Below are 20,641 nucleotides of genomic sequence, written 5' to 3'. Positions count from 1 at the left end.
GGCTGCTGCAAGACTGTGCTCCATGCGCATTGTGGTTCTGGCAGGCGGTATCGGCGGCGCCCGTTTCCTTCGCGGTCTGATGTCGGCGGCTCCGGACGCCGATATCACCGTCATCGGGAACACCGGCGACGACATCCACCTCTTCGGCCTCAAGGTCTGCCCCGACCTCGACACCGTGATGTACACCCTCGGCGGTGGCATCCACGAGGAGCAGGGCTGGGGCCGGGCCGACGAGACCTTCACCGTCAAGGAGGAGCTGGCGGCGTACGGGGTGGGGCCCGAGTGGTTCGGCCTCGGCGACCGCGACTTCGCCACGCACATAGTCCGTACGCAGATGATGGGCGCTGGGTATCCACTGAGCGCCGTCACCGAGGCGCTGTGCGCCCGGTGGCAGCCGGGGGTGCGGCTGCTGCCCATGACGGACGACCGCGTCGAGACCCATGTCCTGATCGACGACCCTGATGGTGAAGGCCGTAAGGCCGTCCACTTCCAGGAGTACTGGGTGCGGCTGCGCGCCTCCGTGCCCGCCCACGCCGTCGTGCCCGTCGGCGCCGACCAGGCAAAACCGGCGCCCGGCGTTCTGGAGGCCATCGCCGACGCCGATGTCGTCCTCTTCCCGCCGTCCAACCCGGTGGTCAGCGTCGGCACGATCCTCGCCGTGCCCGGTGTGCGCGAGGCCATCGCCGACGCCGGGGTCCCGGTCGTGGGCCTGTCCCCCATCGTGGGCGACGCGCCCGTGCGCGGCATGGCCGACAAGGTGCTCGCCGCCGTCGGCGTGGAGTCCACCGCCGCCGCGGTCGCCAAGCACTATGGCTCCGGGCTGCTGGACGGCTGGCTCGTCGACACCGTCGACGCGGGCGCGGTCGAGGAGGTCGAGGCCGCCGGGATCCGCTGCCGGGCGATCCCGCTGATGATGGCGGACCTCAAGGCCACGGCGGCGATGGCGGCCGAGGCGCTGGCGCTGGCGGAAGAGGTGCGGGCATGACGGAACATGCGTCGTACCAGGTGTGGGCCCTGCCCGGGATGCCCGAGGTGCGGCCCGGTGACAACCTCGCCAAGCTGATCGCCGACGCCGCGACCTCGGACGGTCTGCCGGGGCTCGCGCACGGCGATGTGCTGCTGGTCACCTCCAAGATCGTCAGCAAGGCGGAGGGGCGCGTCATCGAGGCGGCCGACCGCGAGGCGGCCATAGACGCCGAGACGGTACGGGTCGTGGCGCGGCGCGGCCGTACGCGGATCGTCGAGACCCGCCACGGTCTGGTCATGGCCGCCGCCGGGGTCGATGCCTCCAACACCCCTTCCGGAACCGTCCTGTTGCTCCCCGAGGACCCCGACGCCTCGGCGCGGGCGATCCGGGCCGGGCTGCGGGAGGTGCTCGGCGTGGAGGTCGGCGTCATCGTCACCGACACGTTCGGACGGCCGTGGCGGACCGGGGTCACCGATGTCGCCATCGGCGCGGCCGGGGTGCGGGTCCTGGACGATCTGCGCGGCGGAGTCGACGCGTACGGGAACGCGCTGAGCGCGACCATCGTCGCCACCGCTGACGAGCTGGCCGCCGCGGGTGACCTGGTCAAGGGCAAGGCCGAGGGGCTGCCGGTGGCCGTATTGCGGGGGCTTCCGCAGGTGGTGGAGTTCGAGGGGTCGGACGGGGCCGAGGGGTCCGATCGGCGGGGGGTTGATGTTGACGAGGACGGGGGCGCGCGGGCGTTGGTGCGCGGCGCCGCGGACGACATGTTCCGGCTGGGCACCTCCGAGGCCGTACGGGAGGCGGTGACGCTGCGCCGTACGGTGCGGGAGTTCACCGATGAGCCGGTGGACGGCGCGGCGGTGCGGCGCGCGGTCGCCGCGGCCGTCACAGCGCCTGCGCCGCACCATACGACGCCGTGGCGGTTCGTCCTGCTGGAGTCGGAGGAGTCGCGGACGCGGCTGCTGGACGCGATGCGGGACGCCTGGATCGCCGATCTGCGCGGGGACGCCTTCTCGGAGGAGAGCATCGCCAAGCGGGTGCGGCGCGGGGATGTGCTGCGCAAGGCTCCGTACCTGGTGGTCCCGTGCCTGGTCGCCGACGGCGCCCACACGTATCCCGATACTCGGCGTAACACGGCGGAGCGCGAGATGTTCGTGGTCGCGGCCGGGGCCGGGGTGCAGAACCTGCTGGTCGCGCTGGCGGGTGAGGGGCTGGGCTCGGCGTGGGTGTCGTCCACGATGTTCTGCCGCCCGGTGGTTCGCGAGGTTCTGGGCCTGCCGGACGACTGGGACCCGATGGGCACGGTCGCGGTCGGCCAGGCGGCGGTGCCGCCGGTGGCGCGGCCGGAGCGGGGGGTGGAGGGGTTCGTGGTGGTGCGGTAGGCGGGGGTGGGTGTGTGCGGTTGGGGGTGTATGGGGTTGGGTGGTCTGGGGTCGGGTTCTGTGGGGTTTGTTGGTCTGGGTCGGTTCTCTGGGGTTGGTTCTGTGGGGTCGGGCTCTCTCGGGTTGGGGTCTCTGGGTTGGGGTCTCTGGGGTCGGGGTTGTGCGGGCCGGTTGCGCGGTGGGGTCGCGCGCGCGGGGGGTGGGGGCGCGCGTTGTGCGGAGTGGGAGCGCGGGTGCAGGGGTGGTTGCTGGGGTGCGCCTTGGGGTTGGCCGGGGGTGGCTGGGCACCGTAGGGCGGGGTGCGCGGTCGGTGGTGTGGTGGGTGCCGAACCGGTGGGGCGGCGGTGGGTCGTAGGGTGGCCGCGTGTGTGTGAGACGTGTCTGGAGTCCCCCGGGCCCCTGTGACCTCGCGCGTAACCTCGGTGTGCTGCAGCGAGGACCCGGGGATCCCGCGTTCCAGGTCGGCGCGGACGGTGCCTTCTGGCGGGCGAGCCGGACTCCGGCCGGGCCCGGGACCCTACGGATCGCGCGCAAGGGCGCGGAGATCGAGGGGCGGGCCTGGGGGCCGGGAGCGGAGTGGCTGCTGGACGGGCTGCCCGCCCTGCTCGGGGCGGACGACGACCCGTCGGCGTTCGTGCCCCGCCATCGACTCGTCCACGAGACGCATCGGCGTCACCCCGGCCTCCGGCTCATCCGGACCGGGCTGGTCCTGGAATCCCTGATCCCCTCGATCCTGGAGCAGAAGGTCACCGGCGTCGAGGCGTACCGGGCCTGGCGGCTGCTGCTCCAGCGCCATGGCGAGCCCGCGCCCGGCCCGGCGGAGGGGATGCGGATGCGGGTCATGCCCGATCCGCGGGGCTGGGCGCTGATCCCGTCGTGGGAGTGGCATCGGGCGGGTGTGGACGTCAAGCGCTCCTCGACGATTCTGCGGGCGGTGCGGGTTGCTCGGCGGCTGGAGGAGGCCGCGTCCATGGACCTTGCCGCTGCCTCGGCCCGGCTGCGGTTGATTCCGGGTATCGGGCCTTGGACGGCGGCGGAGACGTTGCAGCGCAGTAATGGGATGCCGGATGCGGTTACGGTTGGCGATCTGCATTTGCCCGGGATTGTCGGGTATGCGCTTGCCGGGGTGCGGGGGGTGGATGACGAGGCGATGCTGGAGCTTTTGGCGCCTTATGCGGGGCAGCGGTATCGGGCGGCGCGGCTGATTTTGTTGTCCGGGCGGACGCCGCCTCGGCGGGCGCCTCGCTTGGCGGTGCGGGACTTTCGGGGGATGTAGGGCGGCGGGCTCTTGGGCGCGGTTGCTGTCGCGGGTGCGGGCGCGGTCGCCGGGTGCGGGCGCGGTCGCCGGGTGCCGGCTCCGTCGCGGGCGCCGTCGCCGGGTGCGGGGCCGTGGGCGCCTTCGGCGGTGAGCCCCCACCCCGCCCCTTCCCGAAACGATGGGGCTCCGCCCCCTCGGCCCCCGTCGGGGCTCCGCCCCCGACCCCGCTCCTCAAACGCCGGAGGGGCTGGGGTGCGGGGCCCCGCACCGGACCCCGCTCCTCAAGCGCCGGAGGGGCTGAGTTTCCACTTCCAAGCGCCGGAGAGGCTGGTTGCCCGGCTCCCGCCCCGGGTTCGGCGGCTCCTCAAACGCCGGACCGGAGAGGTGGGGTCCCGTCGGGGGCCAGGTTCCCGTCGGGCGGGCTGGGGTCTTGCCGGGGGCCGGGTTTCCGTCGTAGGCGGTTGAGGTGGTGGCCCGGTGGGTGGGGGCGGCTACCGGGTTTACGGCGGATATTTCCCCCTCCCCTCCCCCCGCGGCATCGATATGCGGCTCCGCCGCATGGCGGCCCGGGGTCTGGGGCTGGGCCCCAGTTGCGGGAAGGGGCGGGGAGGGGAGCAGCCCGCCGCAGGCGTCACGATCCGTCGGACATCCCCTGGCCGTCAGGGCGTTACTGGTCGGATGAGAAGCGGACCGCGCCGGCCGGGATGTCGGCTCCGCACCACACCCGCACGCCGTCTCGTAGTTCGTTGTCGGGGCCGACGAGGGCGCCGTCGCCGACCACCGCTCCCTGGAGGACCGTGCGGGCGCCGATTCGGGCGCCGGCGCCGACGAGGGAGTCGTGGACCTGGGCGCCCTCCTCCACGATGGCGCCCTCCAGCACCGTGCTGCCGTCGATGCGCGCGCCCGCGCCCACCCGGGCCTGGCGGCCGATGACCGTGCCGCCGGTCAGTTTGGCGTCGACCGCGACCGAGGCGCTGTCCAGGACGAGGCGGTCGCCGCAGCGGCCCGGCACGGCCGGGGAGGGGGCCCGGCCCAGCACCAGGTCCGCGGAGCCGCGGACGAACGCCTGGGGGGTGCCCAGGTCGAGCCAGTAGGTGGAGTCGACCATGCCCTGGAGGTGGGCGCCCTCCGCGAGCAGACCGGGGAAGGTCTCGCGTTCCACGGAGACAGGGCGGTCGGCGGGGATCGTGTCGATGACCGAGCGGTTGAAGACATACGCGCCCGCGTTGATCTGGTCGGTGACGATCTCCTCGGGGGTCTGCGGCTTCTCCAGGAAGGCGGTGACCCTGCCCCGTTCGTCCGTGGGCACGAGCCCGTACGCGCGTGGGTCCGGGACCCGGGTGAGGTGCAGGGAGACATCGGCGCCCGTCGTGCGGTGGTTGTCGACGAGGGCGCGGATGTCGAGGCCGGTGAGGATGTCGCCGTTGAAGATGAGCACCGGGTCGTCGGGGCCCGAGCGCAGCCGGGAGGCGACGTTGCGGATGGCGCCGCCGGTGCCGAGCGGTTCCTCCTCCGTCACGTACTCCAGACGCAGGCCGAGCGCGGAGCCGTCACCGAAGTACGGCTCGAAGACCTCCGCCAGATAGGACGTGGCGAGCACGATGTGCTCGACCCCGGCGGCGCGGGCGCGGGCGAGTTGGTGGGTCAGAAACGGAACGCCGGCCGCCGGGACCATCGGCTTGGGGGTGTGCACCGTCATCGGGCGCAACCGGGTTCCCTTGCCGCCGACCAGGAGGATCGCCTCTGGCGATGGCGTTGCTGGCGCATTGGTCACGTACGTCTCTGCTTCCTGCTGGGGCTCGCCGGTCGGCGGCCAGTGTATGCAGATCCCCGGACCGCGCCTGATCAGCGCCCCTGGAGGCGGGCGGCCGTCTTCCGCACCGAACCGAGCTTCTTGTAGAGACGCTTGCCAGGGCACTCGGTGGCAAAGCCGTCGCGGTGACCCGCGATCACATGGAGCTTCACGGTGGCGCCCTTCTTGTACTTGTTGCCGCCGCCCGACACCAGATGCGTCGTACCGCGCGGATTCCGCTTGAAGAGACCCAGTTTCCACGCGGTGAGCTTGGCGACGGCCTTCACGGCCTTGGCCGAGGGCTTCTTGGAGGTGAAAGTGCCGAGGACGGCGATGCCCATGCTGTTGGTGTTGAAGCCCAGCGTGTGCGCCCCGCGTACGGCTTTGGTCACACCGCCGGAGCGGCCTTCGTAGATTTTTCCGCACTTGTCGATGGTGAAGTTGTAGCCGTAGTCCCGCCATCCCAGGCTCTTCACGTGGTAACGGTAGATACTACGCAAAACGGAGGGCGCCTGTGAGCAGCTGTAGTTGTTGCCCGTCACGGTGTGGTGGATGAAGGCGACCTTCACGGTCTTGCTGTAGACATGGCCCGTTTCGCGGATCTTCTCGTCGGCACCCCAGCCCGCGCGCGTGACGATGCCGGGCCGCGGCGCGCGGTAGCGGGCGGCGCCCGCGTTGGCCGCCTCGGCGCCGGTGTCGATGTCGGCACCGGTGTCGGCGCCGGTGCCGGTGCCGGTGCCGGTGCCGGTGCCGGCGTCGAGCGCGCTGGGCGGCGGCGTAATGGTTACGGATACGGAGGGTCTGGGAGCCGGCTTCGCGGACGACGTGGGGGGCGAGGACGGTTTCGCGGACGGTCCCGACGACCCTGAGGCCCCCCAGGACGGCCTTCCCGGCGAACCCACCACCGTCGGCCTCACACCCGGCCTCACGCCCGGCCTCACACCCGGCCTCGCACTCGCCGACACCCCACCCCCCGCCGTCGGCACCGGATGCCCCGGAAGCGCGCGGAGCGCGGCCCGGCCCGGCCCCGGCGACGCCGTGGGCTCACCCGGCTCGATCAGCTCCAGCCGCAGCCCGGACGGCAGGTCCGCCACCCCCGCATCCGCCGTCGCAGACCCCGCGTCCCCCGCCCGCGCGCCCGCCTCCGCATCCGCATCCGCATCCGCATCCGCATCCGCCGGAGTCGACCCCGCATCCGCCTCCGCCGTCACCGCCCGTGCCGGCCGCACCCGCGCCTGGACGGCGTCCGAGGCGCCGACCCACAGCGGCGCGGTGCCGCCGTGGGCCCGTGCGCCGCGGAGTTCGGGCGAATCCGGGTCGGGGGCCTCGTCCCCGTACGGCAGCAGCTCGCGCCATGGCGACCACGCGCCGCCGACCGCACGGGTGCGCACCTGCGCCCGGCCGCGGAGCTCAGCGGCGGGCCGGTCCCAGACGATGCCGACGAGCGAGAACGGCCGCACGCCCGACGCGGTGACGCCCCGCTCGACCGCGGCGTCTCCCCGCCCGTCGGCCACACCCCGGTCCGGCCCGCCGCCCACGAGCGAGTGCGGCGGGCGCAGCGGCAGCGACTGCGTGGAGCCGGCGACGACGGTCCGCTCGGCACGGGCATGGGCGGGGCCGGGGTGCAGGGCGAGGGGAAGGGCGAGGGCAGCGGTGCACGCGACGCCGATCGAGGATGCCAGGTATGCACGCATGATTGAAATCGTCTACATAAAGGGACAAACCTGTCCATTCGGAAGAGCGCACACGTCGCGGACGGTCCGGCGACCCGACCCCCACCGACCCCATCCGCGCCGCAACTTCGGCGCGTAGGCTTGCGCGGGTGAACGCCACCGATCGCACCCCCGCCGACCTGCTGGGATCCGCGCTCGACGCGGATCCCTCCCGCCCGCTCGTGACCTTCTACGACGACGCCACGGGCGAACGCGTCGAACTCTCCGTGGCCACCTTCGCCAATTGGGTGGCGAAGACCGCCAATCTCCTCCAGGACGATCTCGCCGCGGCGCCCGGCGACAGATGCGCACTACTGCTCCCCGCCCACTGGCAGACCGCCGTGTGGCTGCTGGCCTGTTCCTCGGTCGGGGTCCTCGTGGACATCGGGGGCGACCCGGCCTCCGCCGACCTCGTCGTCAGCGGGCCGGACAGCCTCAAGGAGGCACGGGAGTGCTCCGGGGAGCGGGTGGCGCTGTCGCTTCAGCCGCTGGGCGGCCGCTTCCCCCAGCTGCCGGAGGGGTTCGCGGACTACGCCGTGGAGGTGCCCAGCCAGGGCGACCGCTTCGCCCCGTACTCCCCCGTGGACCCGTATACGCCCGCGCTGGCCGTCGGCGGTGTGGAGCTGACGAGCGCCGAGGTGGTGGAGCGGGCGGCCGCCGACGCCGCCGGGCGGGGGCTCGGGCCCGGTTCGCGGATCCTGTCGGGGCTGTCGTACGACACCTGGGAGGGGCTGTCGTACGGGCTGTACGCACCGCTGGCCAGTGGCGGTTCGGTGGTGCTCTGCCGCCATCTGGACCGGCTGGACGAGAAGGCGCTGGCCGGACGCAAGGAGAGCGAGCGCGTCACCGCCACCACACCCTGAGGCCACACCCTGACCCCACGCCGCCACCGCACCCTGAGGCCACACCCCACACCCAACACCCACACCCACGCCCGTCCCAAAATCCCGGCCACCCCCTCCCCTGACCCGTCCGGCGGACCGAGAGCCGGGTCCACGGGCCGCGTCGCCCACCCCGCGCGATGATCTACGGATACGTACAACCATGTACGGGCTTCGCATGTCTGTTCCGTTAATCGGTATCCCGGCATGCGATGCCGCTCCGCCCCCAGGCGGAAGACGGGTGGGAGGACGCGGACGTGACGACCGACAGCTCTGAGCCCGCACCGAGACGCAGGCGCCGCTGGCCGCGCGTCCTCGCACTGGGCGTGGCCTTGCTGGTGCTGTCGGCCGCCGGGGCGGGGTGGTGGTTCTACGAGCGCCTCGACGGCAATATCCGCACCGATACCCGGACCGCGAACGAGCTGAAGAAGTACGAGGCCGAGCGGCCGGTGTCGGTGGTGCGGGACGCGCAGAACATCCTGCTGATCGGCTCCGACAACCGGGGCGGCAAGGGCAACGGCAAGTACGGCAAGGACACCGGCACCCAGCGCTCGGACACCACGATCCTGCTGCATCTCCAGGCCGGTGGGAAGAGCGCCACCGCCGTCTCCATCCCGCGCGACCTGATGGTGGACATCCCGGCCTGCGAGGGGCCGGACGGAAAGCGCACCCAGGCCCGGTTCGCCCAGTTCAACTGGGCATTCGAATCCGGTGGCGCGGCCTGTTCGATCCGCACCGTCGAGAAGCTGACCGGGATCCGCGTCGACCACCACATGATCGTGGACTTCAGTGGCTTCAAGCGGCTGGTGAACGCGGTCGGCGGGGTGGAGATGTGTCTGAAGGAGCCCGTGGACGACGCCGAGGCGCATCTGAAGCTGCCCGCGGGCCGTCAGGTCCTCCACGGCGAGCAGGCCCTGGGCTATGTGCGCGCCCGGTACAGCATCGGCGACGGCAGCGACACGGAGCGCATCGGGCGGCAACAGGAGTTCATGAGCTCGCTTGTGAAGAAAGTGCAGAGCAATGGTGTGCTGCTCAATCCCGCGAAGCTGTATCCGGTGCTCAATGCCGCGACGTCCTCGCTGACCACGGATCCGGGCCTGGATTCGCTCAAAGATCTGTACGCTCTGGTGCGCGGGGTGCGGGACATCCCCCGGGACAAGATCCGCTTCCTCACGATTCCGCGGCAGCCCTACACGTACAACAAGAACCGCGATGAGCTCGTCCAACCCGATGCCGACCGGTTGTTCCGGCAGTTGCGGCTGGATCGGCCGGTGCCGGTGTCCCACGCCGTCACGGCCTCGACGGGCGGCGGACCGAAGGCCGCCGACCTCACCGGGTACCAGGGGACGACCGCGGCGCGCGGCATCTGCGAGTAAAAGGACCATAAGGGCAGCCCGTGATTCGTGAAGGATCAGATAAGGATTGGGCAGATTGCCCAGTTGTAGGGAAGTGGAATTTGTCACCGGCGTCGCTTGACGCTGATCTGGACGGATAGTGTGAGCGATCCGGTGCGCTCTACGAGGTGGCCGCGCACTGCATGAAGACAGATGGAGCGCCTTGAGGGGGAGGCGCCGCGTGGCACCGACGGAGGACACAGGCGACCGTGGACGCGCAAGGCCCTGGCGGGGCGGGTGACTTCGACCCAGCCGATCAGTGGGTGTTCGACCCGAATACGGGCAACTACGAGCTGCGGCTGAATCCCGCCGAGACATCGGCGGACGACACCACGGAGCTGCGACGGGTCTCCAGATCATCGAGCGATGACGGCACCACCGGCTCCGAGCCCAGAGGGCGCCGCCGCGCGGCCAAACGGGAGGCGGAGAAGGAGAAGCCGACGGGCCCGGTCAGCCGTCGCAAGCCGAAGCCGAAGAAGTCGAAGACGAAGAAGGCGCTCTACTGGGGCAGCGGCACCCTGGCCTTTCTGCTGGTGGGCGGTTCGGCCGCGGCGTACTTCGTCTATCAGCACCTGAACAACAACATCAGCAAGGTGGACGTCGGCGAGAACAACGCCGCGGTCTCCGACGGCCCGATGAACATCCTGCTGATCGGCACCGACCGCCGGGACGGCAAGGGGAACGAGGGTTACGGCGACGCGGGTAGCGTCGGCCACGCCGACACCACCCTGCTGTTCCACGTCTCCGCGGACCGGTCGAACGCGACGGTGCTGAGCTTCCCGCGCGACATGATCACCGACATCCCGGACTGCACCGTGAAGGAAGACGGCCGGAGGAAGAAGATCCCGGGCGAGGACGAGGTGCGGTTCAACACCAGTCTGGGGCAGGAGGGCCGCGACCCCGGCTGCACCTGGCAGACGGTGGAGAAGATCACCGGGCTGGAGGTCGACCACTTCATGATGGCCGACTTCAACGCGGTCAAGAGCATGTCCACGGCGGTCGGCGGGGTGGACATCTGCCTCGGCAAGGACATCAACGACCCCAAGTCGCACCTGAACCTGAAGAAGGGGCGGCACACGGTCAAGGGCGAGCAGGCCCTGGCGTTCGTCCGGACCCGGCACGCCGTCGGCTTCGGCGGCGACCTGGACCGGATCAAGCTCCAGCAGCAGTTCCTGAGCTCGCTGATGCGCAAGATGAAGTCCAGCGGGACGCTCTCCAGCCCGGGCAAGATGTGGGACCTGGCCCAGACCGCCACCAAGGCGCTCACCGTGGACACCGGGATCGGCACCGTCTCCAAACTGGCCTCGCTGGGGAAGAACCTGAGCAAGGTCGATCTCAAGAACGTCACCTTCGCGACGGTTCCGGTCGTCGACAACACCGACGGCGCGACCGTGCTGCTCGACAAGACCAAGGCCGAGCCGCTGTTCTCCATGGTCCGGCAGGATGTCTCGCTGACCGAGGTCAAGAAGAAGGAGAAGGCGGCCAAGGACGAGCAGGCGGCGCGGCTCAAGGGGCCGAAGGCCGATCCCGCCGACGTCCGGGTCAAGGTGCTCAACGGCAGCGGGCAGTTCGGCGCCGCCCAGGAGACCGTCGACTGGATGCAGAACACCGAGGGGATGTCCCGTACCAGCAACGGCGGAAACGCTCCGTCAGAACTGAAGAAGACGACGCTGGAGTACGCTCCCAACCAGGCCGACCAGGCGCGTCGGCTTGCCGACAGCATGGGGCTGCCCGCCTCCGCCATGAAGGAAGGCACGAAGGACGCCGAGCCGATGGCGGAGATGACTCTGACGCTGGGCGCGGACTTCAAGGGCGCCGGCACACCGATCTCCGCCCCGTCGAAGGCGCCGAAGGACATTCAGAGGGTCGAGGCCGACGACAAGGACGTCTGCGCCAAGTGACCGTCGCCGGCCAGCGGATCCACCCTCGTCCATCGGGCCGGACGACCGAGAGACTGCGGGGAGGGCCCGATGCGGCAGAGCAGTGTGCGGGGGGAGAGAGGGCGGCGGGCCACCGTTCCCGAACCACGTGAGCACGGTGAGGACGACAGCCCGCCGGAAGGGGAGGACCCCGCGTCGCACGGCGCGGGGCGCCGACGAGGCGGTCAGGGGCGGCCGAAGCGGAGCCGCGGGGTGCGGATCCTGCGCTGGACCGCCCTGACGCTGGCCGTGCTGGTGCTCGGCGCGGCCGGCGCCGGATACTTCTACTACGAACACCTGAACGGCAATCTGAAGAAGGAGGATCTGGACCTCGGCGACAGCAAGATCGGCAAGCCCGAGCCCAACGCCGACGGACAGACCCCCCTCAACATCCTGCTCATCGGCTCCGACAGCCGGAACACCGCGGAGAACGTCAAGCTGGGCGGCGCCAAGCAGGACGCGGACCGCAAGCCGCTGGGCGATGTGCAGATGCTGGTGCACGTCTCGGCCGACCGCGGCAACATGTCGGTGGTCAGCATCCCGCGCGACACCCGGGTGACCATCCCCCGGTGCACCGATCCGCACGACGGCACGGTGTACCCGAAGACCGAGGGGGCCATCAACCAGTCGCTCCAGCACGGCGGTCCGGGCTGCACGGTCGCCACCTGGAAGGAGCTCACCGGCGTCTACATCGATCACTTCATGATGATCGACTTCTCCGGGGTGGTCTCCATGGCGGACGCCATCGGCGGCGTCCCGGTGTGCGTGGACAACAACGTCTACTCCCATGACAGCAAGGGCCATGGCTCCGGGCTGAAGCTGACCAAGGGCACCCACAACGTCAAGGGCGTCCAGGCCCTCCAGTGGCTGCGCACCCGCTACGGCTTCGAGGACAACAGCGACATCGGCCGGGCCAAGGCCCAGCACATGTATATGACGTCGATGATCCGCCAGCTGAAGTCGGGCACCAAGCTCAGCGACCCGGGCAAGCTGATGGACCTCGCGGAGGCCGCCACCGACGCGCTGACCGTCGACCACGGCCTCGGCACCGTCAAGAAGCTGTACGACCTGGGCAATGACCTCAAGCGGGTGCCGACCAAGCGCACCACCATGATCACCATGCCCTGGGAGTACGGCGGCGGCGGGGGGTACGTACTGCCCAAGCCGGGCGACGCCGAGCAGACCTTCTCGCTGCTGCGCAACGACATAAGCCTGGACGGCAAGGACAAGAAGAAGCCCGACGCGACCCCGGCGCCCACCGCGCCCAAGGAGCAGATCCCGGTGGTGGTGCAGAACGGCACCGCCAGCACCGTCCTGGGGCCGGTCTCCGGCCGGGCCGCGGTCATCACCTCCGAGCTGGCACGGCTGGGCTACGCCAAGGCCACCGCGAATACGGTGCTCATCTCGCAGGCCGACACCACCGTCCTCTACCCGGACGAGCCCCGGCAGGGCGACGCCCTGGCCGTGGCCAAGTCGCTGAAGCTGCCGAAGTCCGCGGTGAAGTCGTCGACGTCGGTGCGGGAGATCACCCTGGTGGTCGGCAACGACTGGCGCGAGGGCACCGCCTATCCGAAGGCGGCGGCGGACGACGTCGACAAGACGCCCAAGAGCGCGGACGCGCTCAACGGCGAGGAGAAGGGCTGTATGAAGATCAACCCGGGCTACACCTTCTGACGTCCGTCACGGCATGCGAAGGGGCCGGACCCGACGCGGGTCCGGCCCCTTCGGCGTACGCGGCCTACGTGGCCTACGTGGCCTACGTGGCCTACGGGCGCGGCTACTGGGCCATGACCGCCGGGCGGCGGCTGGCGATGACCTTCTTGGCGAGCGCCCGCGGGCTGGTCAGAAAGCCCCAGCCCCACGACATGTGCATGGTCGCGAGCGCCACCGGAATCCGCAGCCGGGCCGTCACCGGAAGCCCCTTGCCCGCCGGGAGCGAGCCCGCGACGATCGCGGCCAGATAGCCGCCGGGGATCACGAAACCCCACGGGGTGACGATCGCGCCCAGCACGATGCCCGCCGCGATGGCGACGACGGCGGTCGGCGGGGCGAGATACCGCAGATTGATCGAGCCCTGGTGGAAGCGGGCCACGACATGGCGCCAGCGGCCGTAGTCCTTGTACTGCTTGGCCAGGGCCCGCACGCTCGGCCGCGGCCGGTAGGAGACCTTCAGCTCGGGCGAGAACCAGATCAGCCCGCCGGCCTCGCGGATCCGGAAGTTCAGCTCCCAGTCCTGGGCTCGGATGAACTCCTCGTTGTACCCGCCCTGCTGCTCGAGCGCCTCGCGCCGGAAGACGCCCAGATAGACGGTCTCGGCGGGGGCCGCCTCACCGCCGGTGTGGAAGGCCGCGTTGCCCACCCCGATCTTGGAGGTCATGGCGGCGGCGACGGCCTTCTCCCAGTCGTTCTCGCCCTCGGCGTGCATGAGCCCGCCGACGTTCTGCGCGCCGGTCTCCTCCAGGAGCCGTACGGCGGTCGCGATGTAGTCGGGCGAGAGCATGCCGTGGCCGTCGACCCGGACCACCACCGGATGGCGGGACGCCTTGATCGCCGCGTTCAGGGCGGCGGGGGTGCGGCCCGTGGGGTTGGGGACCGTATGCACCCGGGGGTCCTCCGCCACCAGTTCGGCGGCGATCTCGTCGGTGCGGTCCGTGGACGGGCCGAGCGCGATCACCACCTCCATCTCACCGTCGTACTCCTGCTCCAGGATGTGCCGTACGGCATTGCGCAGATGGCGTTCCTCATTGAGCACCGGCATGATCACGGAGACGGCCGGGAGCTGATGCGGGGGCATGGCACCTCGGGGTTCGGGGGCCGGGCCCCAGGAGACTGGGGGCGGGGGCCCCAAAGGACTGCGGTTTCCGGGCCACGTTACCGCGAATGGGGGACGCCGGAACGCGCCGCCCGGGTGGCAGCGCCCCGTACGGGCGGCGTGGGGCCGTCAAGGCGATCGTCGTATGGGCCTACGGTGAGGCGGTTCCGCCCAGCCCGCCGAAGTTCACGGAGGTCCCCTCAAGTGAGTGCACCGGCCCGATCGCCGCGCCCGTCGCGCCCCCGCGCCCGCCGCCCCCGCTGGGGGCTGCGGCTGGCCACGGGCGGCGCCTGTCTGGTGCTGGCGGTCAGCGGCATCGGGCATCTGCTGGTCAGGGAGCTCGATTCCGGGATCCACCGGGTGGATGCCTTCGGCGGCCTGGACAACCGGCCGAAGAGCACCGGCGGGGGCGTCAACTTCCTCGTGGTCGGCACGGACGGACGGGAGAAGATCACGCCTCGGGAGAAGGCGCTGTACCGGCTGGGCGGAGCCCCGTGCCGCTGCACGGACACGATCATGCTGATGCATCTGTCGGGCGACCACCGCCGGGTCAGCGCGGTCAGCCTGCCCCGCGACTCGTACGCCAGGATCCCCGCGTACACCGACGCCACCGGCAAGCGCCATCCGAGCCATCCGCGGAAGCTCAACGCCGCGTACGCCGAGGGCGGGCCGAGGCTGACCGTGCGCACCGTGGAGCATCTGACCGGCGTCCATGTCGACCACTACCTCGAGGTGGACTTCACCAGCTTCATGAAGACGGTCGATGTGCTCGGCGGGGTGAAGATCTGCACCGCGCGACCGCTCAAGGACGACCACACCGGTCTTGACCTGCCCGCCGGCACCCATGTGCTGAACGGCGGCCAGGCGCTGCAGTACGTCCGCTCCCGGCATGTGGACGGCACCTCCGACCTGGGCCGGATCCAGCGGCAGCAGCGCTTCATGGCGGCCGTGGTCCACCAGACCACCGCCGGGGGCATCCTGCTCAACCCCGTGCGGTTCAACCGGGTGGCCGGGGCGCTGCTGGGCTCGGTCCGCGCCGACCACGGCTTCAGCGCGGAGGACATGGTCGCCCTGGGGCGGGCCATGAGCGGGGTCACCCCCGGGTCCTCGGAGTTCGCCTCGGTCCCGGTGGTGCTGCCCGGTGTGCCGGTGAAGGGGGCCGGCTCCACGCTCCGCTGGAACCAGGCCAAGGCCGAGCGGCTCTTCACCACCCTCCGCGAGGACCGGCCGCTCGTCACCCACCGCCCGAAGCGTGTCCGGGCCACCCCGGTCGACGTGGACCCGGCCCGGATCCGGGTGCATGTGCTCAACGGCACCAACACGGCGGGGCTCGCCCGCCGCGCGGACCGCGCGCTGCACGCCACCGGCTTCGCCACCACCGGCTCCCCGGCCGACGCCGCGACCCCCGACGTCCGGCGCACGGTGATCGCGTACGACCCCGTCTGGGACCGCTCGGCGCGCTCCCTTGCGGCCGCGCTGCCCGGGGCCCGGCTGAAGCCGGTGGTCGGGCAGGGCGCGGTGATGCAGATCACGATCGGCGCGGACTACAAGGGCGTACGACCGGTGCGGCTCGAGGCGCCGAAGACCGACACCGCCGGGTTCGGGGCCGTCACCGGCGACGAGGTCGTCTGCCCCGAGGGCGGCGCCATCCGCTCCCTCTGACCCCGGGGGTCACGGCCGGTCGGCGCCGACCTCCGGGGGTCACGGCCGGTCGGCGCCCTCGGTGGCGTCGTCGGCGCGCCCGGCGGTGCGCCGGGCGCGGAGTTCCTTGATCGCGCGGCGGCGGGCCAGCCGGTGGGTCCGGCGGATCTCGGCCTCCTGGTAACGCCGCTTGTCCCGCTCGCTCTCCGGGATGACCGGGGGCACGGGCCGGGGCTTGCCGTCGGCGTCGACGGCGGCGAAGACCAGATAGGCGCTGCCGACCTGGGTGGCGGGCGTGGACTCGTTCCACCGCTCGGCGAGCACCCGCACCCCGATCTCCATGGAGGACCGGCCGGTCCAGTTGACCTGGGCCTTCACATGGACGAGGTCGCCGACTCTGACCGGTTCGAGGAAGGCCATCTCGTCCATCGACGCGGTGACCGCGGGCCCCTCCGAGTGACGGCCGGCGACCGCTCCGGCGGCGTCGTCCACCAGTTTCATGATCACGCCGCCGTGGACGGTGCCGAGGAGATTGGTGTCACTGCCGGTCATGATGTGTGACAGCGTGGTACGAGAGGCGGAGGTGGGCTTTCCCGGAAGCTCCGGTTCCGCACCCTGGGCCTGTTTGGTCATGTCGTCCACCTTATGCGGACCAGATTCTTATCAGGTCTGCAACAGCCCTGCCGCGATCCGGCACCCGCCCTGTAATGCGACCCCCCCGACCAGGCACACTGCATCGCATGAGCGAATGGCCCCAGGGATGGTCCGGCGACGGTAGCGGCCGGTACGGACGTGGTAGCGGCAGCGCCGAGCCGGAAGGGGCTCGGGCGATGCCACAGGTGAGGCGCGGCGCGCCCGGTGCGGGCGGTCCACCGCCGTACGACGAGCCACCGCTGCCGCCCGGCCTCTCGCCCCGCGGCACCGTTCCGCGGCAGCAGGCGTCCCAGGGCTATGACGACTACGACGACGGTTACAACACCGGTCAGGTCTACGGCCGCGGCAACGGCGGACCGGGCGGCGGCGACCACGGCCCCGGTGGCCCCGGCGGCCCCGGCCCGCGCCCGGTGAGGCCGAAGAACTGGAAGCGCCGGATAACCATCGGCCTGGTCACCCTGATCGTCCTGCTGCTCGCCGTCGGCATCGGCACCTACATCTGGGCCGACTCCAAGCTCCGCAACGAGGTGGACCTGAGCAAGGTCGAGGACCGGCCGGGCGGCGGCAAGGGCACCAACTACCTGATCGTCGGTTCGGACAGCCGCGAGGGCATGTCCGACGAGGACAAGAAGAAGCTGCACACCGGCTCGGCCGACGGCCGCCGCACCGACTCCATGATCCTTCTCCATGTCGGTGAGAACGGGAACACCATGGTCAGCCTCCCGCGTGACTCGTGGGTCACCATCCCGGCCTTCACCGGCTCGGAGAGCGGCCGGCGGATCCCGCAGAGCCAGAACAAGCTGAACGCGTCGTACTCCTCCGAGGGCCCCGGGCTGCTCGTCCGCACGATCGAGTACAACACCGGCCTGAAGATCGACCACTACGCGGAGATCGGCTTCGACGGCTTCGCCAATCTGGTGGACGGGGTCGGCGGTGTCGAGATCGACATCCCGCAGGACATGAAGGACAAGAAGTCCGGCAATGACCTGAAGAAGGGCGAGCAGACGCTGAACGGCCAGCAGGCGCTCGCCTTCGTCCGGCAGCGCTACGGCCTCGCGGGCGGCGACCTGGACCGCACCAAGAACCAGCAGAAGTTCCTGTCCGCGCTGGCCAACAAGGCGGCCTCGCCGAGCACGATCATGAACCCGTTCAAGCTCTACCCGACGATGGGCGCCGGCCTGGACAACCTGGTCGTCGACAAGGACATGAGCCTGTGGGACGTGAAGGACATGTTCTTCGCGATGAAGAGCGTCTCCGGCGGCGACGGCAAGCAGATGAACATGCCGATCTCCAACCCCGGCCTGGCCACCTCCAAGGGCAGCGCGGTGCAGTGGGACATGGCCAAGGTCAAGCAGCTGATGAGCGAGCTGAAGAACGACGACAAGGTCACCGTCTCCAACAACTGATCCGGACCACCACAGAAGACCGCTGCCGGGCCCGACGGGCCCGGCAGCGGTCTTTGGTCTTTCGAGGACTACGGAAGGTTGCGCGCCATCACGATGCGCTGGACCTGATTCGTGCCCTCGTAGATCTGCGTGATCTTGGCGTCACGCATCATCCGCTCGAGCGGGTAGTCACGGGTGTAGCCGTAGCCGCCGAGCAGCTGGACGGCGTCCGTGGTGATCTCCATCGCGGCGTCGGAGGCATAGCACTTGGCCGCGGCGCCGAAGAACGTCAGGTCCTCCTTGCCGCCGCCGAGGGACACCCGCTCGGACCGGGCCGCCGCCGCGTAGGTGAGCTGCCGGGCGGCCTCCAGCTTCATCGCCATGTCGGCGAGCATGAACTGGACGCCCTGGAAGTCGCCGATCGGCTTGCCGAACTGCTTGCGCTCCTGGACGTACCCCTTGGCGTAGTCGAGCGCGCCCTGGGCGATGCCGAGGGCCTGGGCGGCGATGGTGATCCGGGTGTGGTCGAGGGTCTTCATGGCGGTGGCGAAGCCGGTGCCCTCGGCGCCGATCATGCGGTCGGCGGGGATGCGGACGTTGTCGAGGTAGACCTCGCGGGTCGGGGAGCCCTTGATGCCGAGCTTCTTCTCCGGGGCGCCGAAGGAGACGCCCGGGTCGGACTTCTCGACGACGAAGGCCGAGATGCCCTTGGAGCGCTTCTCGGGGTCGGTGACGGCCATCACCGTGTAGTACTCGGAGACCCCGGCGTTGGTGATCCAGCGCTTGACGCCGTTGAGCACGTAGAAGTCGCCGTCGCGGACCGCCTTGGTCTTCATCCCGGCCGCGTCCGAGCCCGCGTCCGGCTCGGAGAGACAGTACGAGAACATCGCGTCGCCCTTGGCGAGCGGGGCCAGGTACTTCTTCTTCAGCTCCTCGGAGCCGGAGAGGATGACCGGCAGCGAGCCCAGCTTGTTGACCGCGGGGATCAGGGAGGAGGAGGCGCAGACCCGGGAGACCTCCTCGATGACGATCACGGTGGCCAGCGCGTCCGCGCCCGAGCCGCCGTAGGACTCGGGGACGTGCACCGCGTGGAGATCGTTCGCGACCAGGGCGTCCAGCGCCTCCTGGGGGAAGCGGGCCTCCTCGTCGACCTCGGCGGCATAAGGGGCTATCTTCGCCTCGGCGAGAGAGCGGACGGCGTCCCGGAGCATGTCGTGCTCTTCGGACGGCCGGTACAGGTCGAAGTCATTCACCGAGGACGTCAAGCCTCTCACTCCCCATAGCGCGCTAACTACCGTTAAGTAACTGAATTCTAGGGGCGACCCCTCGGTAGGTATACGTGAGTTACCTGACAGAGTCGGCTGAGCCCGTCCCCCGGTCCCGACTATGCTCAGGCACCGCATCTGCGATCGACCGTTCTGGAGCATGGCATGGCCCTCAAGATCACCGTGATCGGCACCGGCTACCTCGGCGCCACCCACGCAGCGGCCATGGCGGAGCTGGGCTTCGAGGTGCTGGGCCTCGACGTCGTGCCCGAGAAGATCGCGATGCTCACCCAGGGCCGGGTGCCGATGTACGAACCCGGGCTCGAGGAGCTGCTGCGGCGCCACACCGTGGGGATCGAGGGGTCCAGCGGGCGACTGCGCTTCACCACCTCCTACGAGGAGGCCGGGGAGTTCGGCGACATCCACTTCATCTGTGTGAACACCCCGCAGAAGCACGGCGAGTACGCCTGTGACATGAGCTATGTGAACTCCGCGGTGGAGTCGCTGGCCCCGCATCTGCGCCGCCCCGCGCTGGTCGTGGGCAAGTCCACGGTGCCGGTCGGCAGCGCCGACCTGCTCGCGGCCCGGCTGGCCGAGCTGGCCCCGGTGGGGGCGGACGCGGAGCTCGCCTGGAACCCGGAGTTCCTGCGCGAGGGGTTCGCCGTCCAGGACACCCTGCACCCGGACCGGATCGTGGTCGGCGTCGCGGGCGACCGGGCCGAGAAGCTGCTGCGCGAGGTGTACCAGACGCCCATCGGCGAGGGCTCGCCCTTCGTGGTGACCGACTTCCCGACCGCCGAGCTGGTGAAGGTCGCGGCCAACTCCTTCCTGGCGACCAAGATCTCCTTCATCAACGCGATGGCCGAGGTCTGCGAGGCCGCGGGCGGCGATGTGGTCAAGCTCGCCGAGGCCATCGGCTACGACGAGCGCATCGGCAAGAAGTTCCTGCGGGCCGGGATCGGCTTCGGCGGCGGCTGTCTGCCGAAGGACATCCGGGCCTTCATGGCGCGCGCCGGTGAGCTCGGCGCCGACCAGGCGCTGACCTTCCTCCGCGAGGTCGACTCGATCAACATGCGGCGCCGCGGCCATATGGTCGAGCTGGCCCGCGAGGCCGTCGGCGGCGCCTTCCTGGGCAAGCGGGTCGCGGTGCTGGGCGCGGCCTTCAAGCCGGACTCCGACGACGTCCGGGACTCCCCCGCGCTCAACGTGGCCGGGCAGATACAGCTCCAGGGCGCCCAGGTGACGGTCTTCGACCCCAAGGGCATGGAGAACGCCCGGGCCCTCTTCCCGACCCTCGCCTACGCCCCGACCGCGGCCGCGGCGGCGGAGGGCGCCCATGCGGTGCTGCACCTCACCGAATGGCGCGAGTTCCGCGAGCTGGACCCGGTGAGCCTCGGCGCGGTCGTCGCCGAGCGCCGCATCCTCGACGGGCGCAACGCGCTGGACCCCGACGTCTGGCGGGACGCCGGGTGGACGTACCGGGCGCTCGGGCGCCCGATGGCGTAGTCCGCCTTCTCCGTAGTCCGCCTTCCCCGTAGTCCGCCTTCCCCTCCCCTCTTACCGGCCTCGCTCTCCTCGC

At 70.8% G+C, this 20,641-nt stretch carries 15 protein-coding genes; 10 read left to right on the top strand and 5 right to left on the bottom strand.

The window, feature by feature from the left end; all coding sequences use genetic code 11:
• Positions 1 to 22 precede the first annotated feature (22 nt).
• From cofD to ACMTAK_RS30265, 3 genes are all read left to right on the top strand, one after another.
• Positions 23 to 985: a 2-phospho-L-lactate transferase gene (cofD, locus tag ACMTAK_RS30275; protein ID WP_413809112.1), complete on the top strand. Its 963-nt coding sequence runs from the start codon at positions 23 to 25 to the stop codon at positions 983 to 985.
• A complete protein-coding gene (locus tag ACMTAK_RS30270; RefSeq protein ID WP_413809111.1) occupies positions 982 to 2,349 on the top strand; it encodes a coenzyme F420-0:L-glutamate ligase in 1,368 nt (455 codons plus the stop codon). Before cofD ends, ACMTAK_RS30270 begins: the two co-directional genes overlap by 4 nt.
• A 364-nt stretch (positions 2,350 to 2,713) precedes the next feature.
• A complete protein-coding gene (locus tag ACMTAK_RS30265; RefSeq protein ID WP_413809110.1) occupies positions 2,714 to 3,625 on the top strand; it encodes a DNA-3-methyladenine glycosylase family protein in 912 nt (303 codons plus the stop codon).
• 649 nt (positions 3,626 to 4,274) lie between these two features.
• On the opposite strand, the gene manB is transcribed toward ACMTAK_RS30265, so the two are convergent.
• Entirely contained in the window at positions 4,275 to 5,381 is a 1,107-nt protein-coding gene (manB, locus tag ACMTAK_RS30260) for a mannose-1-phosphate guanylyltransferase (protein WP_413809109.1), read from the bottom strand.
• Positions 5,382 to 5,452: 71 nt separating this feature from the next.
• The gene (locus ACMTAK_RS30255) at positions 5,453 to 7,093 is read right to left on the bottom strand and encodes an N-acetylmuramoyl-L-alanine amidase (protein WP_413809108.1); all 1,641 of its coding nucleotides are present in this window, start codon (positions 7,091 to 7,093) and stop codon (positions 5,453 to 5,455) included.
• 128 nt (positions 7,094 to 7,221) lie between these two features.
• Between ACMTAK_RS30255 and ACMTAK_RS30250 the strand changes: the two genes are divergently transcribed.
• The 4 genes from ACMTAK_RS30250 (at position 7,222) to ACMTAK_RS30235 (ending at position 12,979) form a co-directional block, all read left to right on the top strand.
• On the top strand, positions 7,222 to 7,974 hold the full coding sequence (locus tag ACMTAK_RS30250; protein WP_413809107.1) for a TIGR03089 family protein: 753 nt from the start codon (positions 7,222 to 7,224) through the stop codon (positions 7,972 to 7,974).
• Between the two features lie 275 nt (positions 7,975 to 8,249).
• Positions 8,250 to 9,368: an LCP family protein gene (locus tag ACMTAK_RS30245; protein ID WP_413809106.1), complete on the top strand. Its 1,119-nt coding sequence runs from the start codon at positions 8,250 to 8,252 to the stop codon at positions 9,366 to 9,368.
• Positions 9,369 to 9,595: 227 nt separating this feature from the next.
• Positions 9,596 to 11,287, top strand: coding sequence for an LCP family protein (locus tag ACMTAK_RS30240; RefSeq protein ID WP_413809105.1), 1,692 nt, complete (start codon positions 9,596 to 9,598; stop codon positions 11,285 to 11,287).
• Positions 11,288 to 11,356: 69 nt separating this feature from the next.
• The gene (locus tag ACMTAK_RS30235; RefSeq protein ID WP_413809104.1) at positions 11,357 to 12,979 is read left to right on the top strand and encodes an LCP family protein; all 1,623 of its coding nucleotides are present in this window, start codon (positions 11,357 to 11,359) and stop codon (positions 12,977 to 12,979) included.
• Positions 12,980 to 13,082: 103 nt separating this feature from the next.
• On the opposite strand, the gene ACMTAK_RS30230 is transcribed toward ACMTAK_RS30235, so the two are convergent.
• Positions 13,083 to 14,099: a glycosyltransferase family 2 protein gene (locus tag ACMTAK_RS30230; RefSeq protein WP_413809103.1), complete on the bottom strand. Its 1,017-nt coding sequence runs from the start codon at positions 14,097 to 14,099 to the stop codon at positions 13,083 to 13,085.
• 222 nt (positions 14,100 to 14,321) lie between these two features.
• Here ACMTAK_RS30230 and ACMTAK_RS30225 point away from each other — a divergent pair, with 222 nt between their 5' ends.
• Positions 14,322 to 15,779 carry an LCP family protein gene (locus ACMTAK_RS30225; RefSeq protein WP_413809102.1) on the top strand — a complete coding sequence of 486 codons (1,458 nt, stop codon included), beginning with the start codon at positions 14,322 to 14,324 and terminating at the stop codon, positions 15,777 to 15,779.
• Between the two features lie 39 nt (positions 15,780 to 15,818).
• Here the strand turns inward: ACMTAK_RS30225 and ACMTAK_RS30220 are convergent, their stop codons facing one another.
• Complete coding sequence (locus ACMTAK_RS30220) at positions 15,819 to 16,391, bottom strand: acyl-CoA thioesterase (RefSeq protein WP_413809101.1); 573 nt, start codon at positions 16,389 to 16,391, stop codon at positions 15,819 to 15,821.
• Positions 16,392 to 16,498: 107 nt separating this feature from the next.
• On the opposite strand from ACMTAK_RS30220, the gene ACMTAK_RS30215 reads away from it, so the two are divergent.
• A complete protein-coding gene (locus tag ACMTAK_RS30215) occupies positions 16,499 to 17,818 on the top strand; it encodes an LCP family protein (protein WP_413809100.1) in 1,320 nt (439 codons plus the stop codon).
• Positions 17,819 to 17,886: 68 nt separating this feature from the next.
• Here ACMTAK_RS30215 and ACMTAK_RS30210 read toward each other — a convergent pair whose 3' ends face one another.
• The gene (locus ACMTAK_RS30210) at positions 17,887 to 19,062 is read right to left on the bottom strand and encodes an acyl-CoA dehydrogenase (RefSeq protein ID WP_413809099.1); all 1,176 of its coding nucleotides are present in this window, start codon (positions 19,060 to 19,062) and stop codon (positions 17,887 to 17,889) included.
• A gap of 165 nt (positions 19,063 to 19,227) precedes the next feature.
• Here ACMTAK_RS30210 and ACMTAK_RS30205 point away from each other — a divergent pair, with 165 nt between their 5' ends.
• Positions 19,228 to 20,568 (top strand): UDP-glucose dehydrogenase family protein, encoded by a 1,341-nt coding sequence (locus tag ACMTAK_RS30205; RefSeq protein ID WP_413809098.1) that lies wholly within the window; start codon positions 19,228 to 19,230, stop codon positions 20,566 to 20,568.
• Positions 20,569 to 20,641 lie beyond the last annotated feature (73 nt).

This window comes from Streptomyces lacaronensis, from assembly GCF_047337785.1.
In the GTDB taxonomy this organism is placed as follows: domain Bacteria; phylum Actinomycetota; class Actinomycetes; order Streptomycetales; family Streptomycetaceae; genus Streptomyces; species Streptomyces lycopersici.
Note: the sequence above shows the minus strand (reverse complement) of the source record. Positions and strands in the feature narration are given on the sequence as shown.

Bases quoted from the DNA above. Each gene is read 5' to 3' on its own strand.
- cofD (WP_413809112.1), top strand. From the start codon at position 23: ATGCGCATTGTGGTTCTGGCAGGCGGTATCGGCGGCGCCCGTTTCCTT.
- ACMTAK_RS30270 (WP_413809111.1), top strand. From the start codon at position 982: ATGACGGAACATGCGTCGTACCAGGTGTGGGCCCTGCCCGGGATGCCC.
- ACMTAK_RS30255 (WP_413809108.1), bottom strand. From the start codon at position 7,093: ATGCGTGCATACCTGGCATCCTCGATCGGCGTCGCGTGCACCGCTGCC.
- ACMTAK_RS30235 (WP_413809104.1), top strand. From the start codon at position 11,357: ATGCGGCAGAGCAGTGTGCGGGGGGAGAGAGGGCGGCGGGCCACCGTT.
- ACMTAK_RS30230 (WP_413809103.1), bottom strand. From the start codon at position 14,099: ATGCCCCCGCATCAGCTCCCGGCCGTCTCCGTGATCATGCCGGTGCTC.
- ACMTAK_RS30220 (WP_413809101.1), bottom strand. From the start codon at position 16,391: ATGACCAAACAGGCCCAGGGTGCGGAACCGGAGCTTCCGGGAAAGCCC.
- ACMTAK_RS30215 (WP_413809100.1), top strand. From the start codon at position 16,499: ATGAGCGAATGGCCCCAGGGATGGTCCGGCGACGGTAGCGGCCGGTAC.
- ACMTAK_RS30205 (WP_413809098.1), top strand. From the start codon at position 19,228: ATGGCCCTCAAGATCACCGTGATCGGCACCGGCTACCTCGGCGCCACC.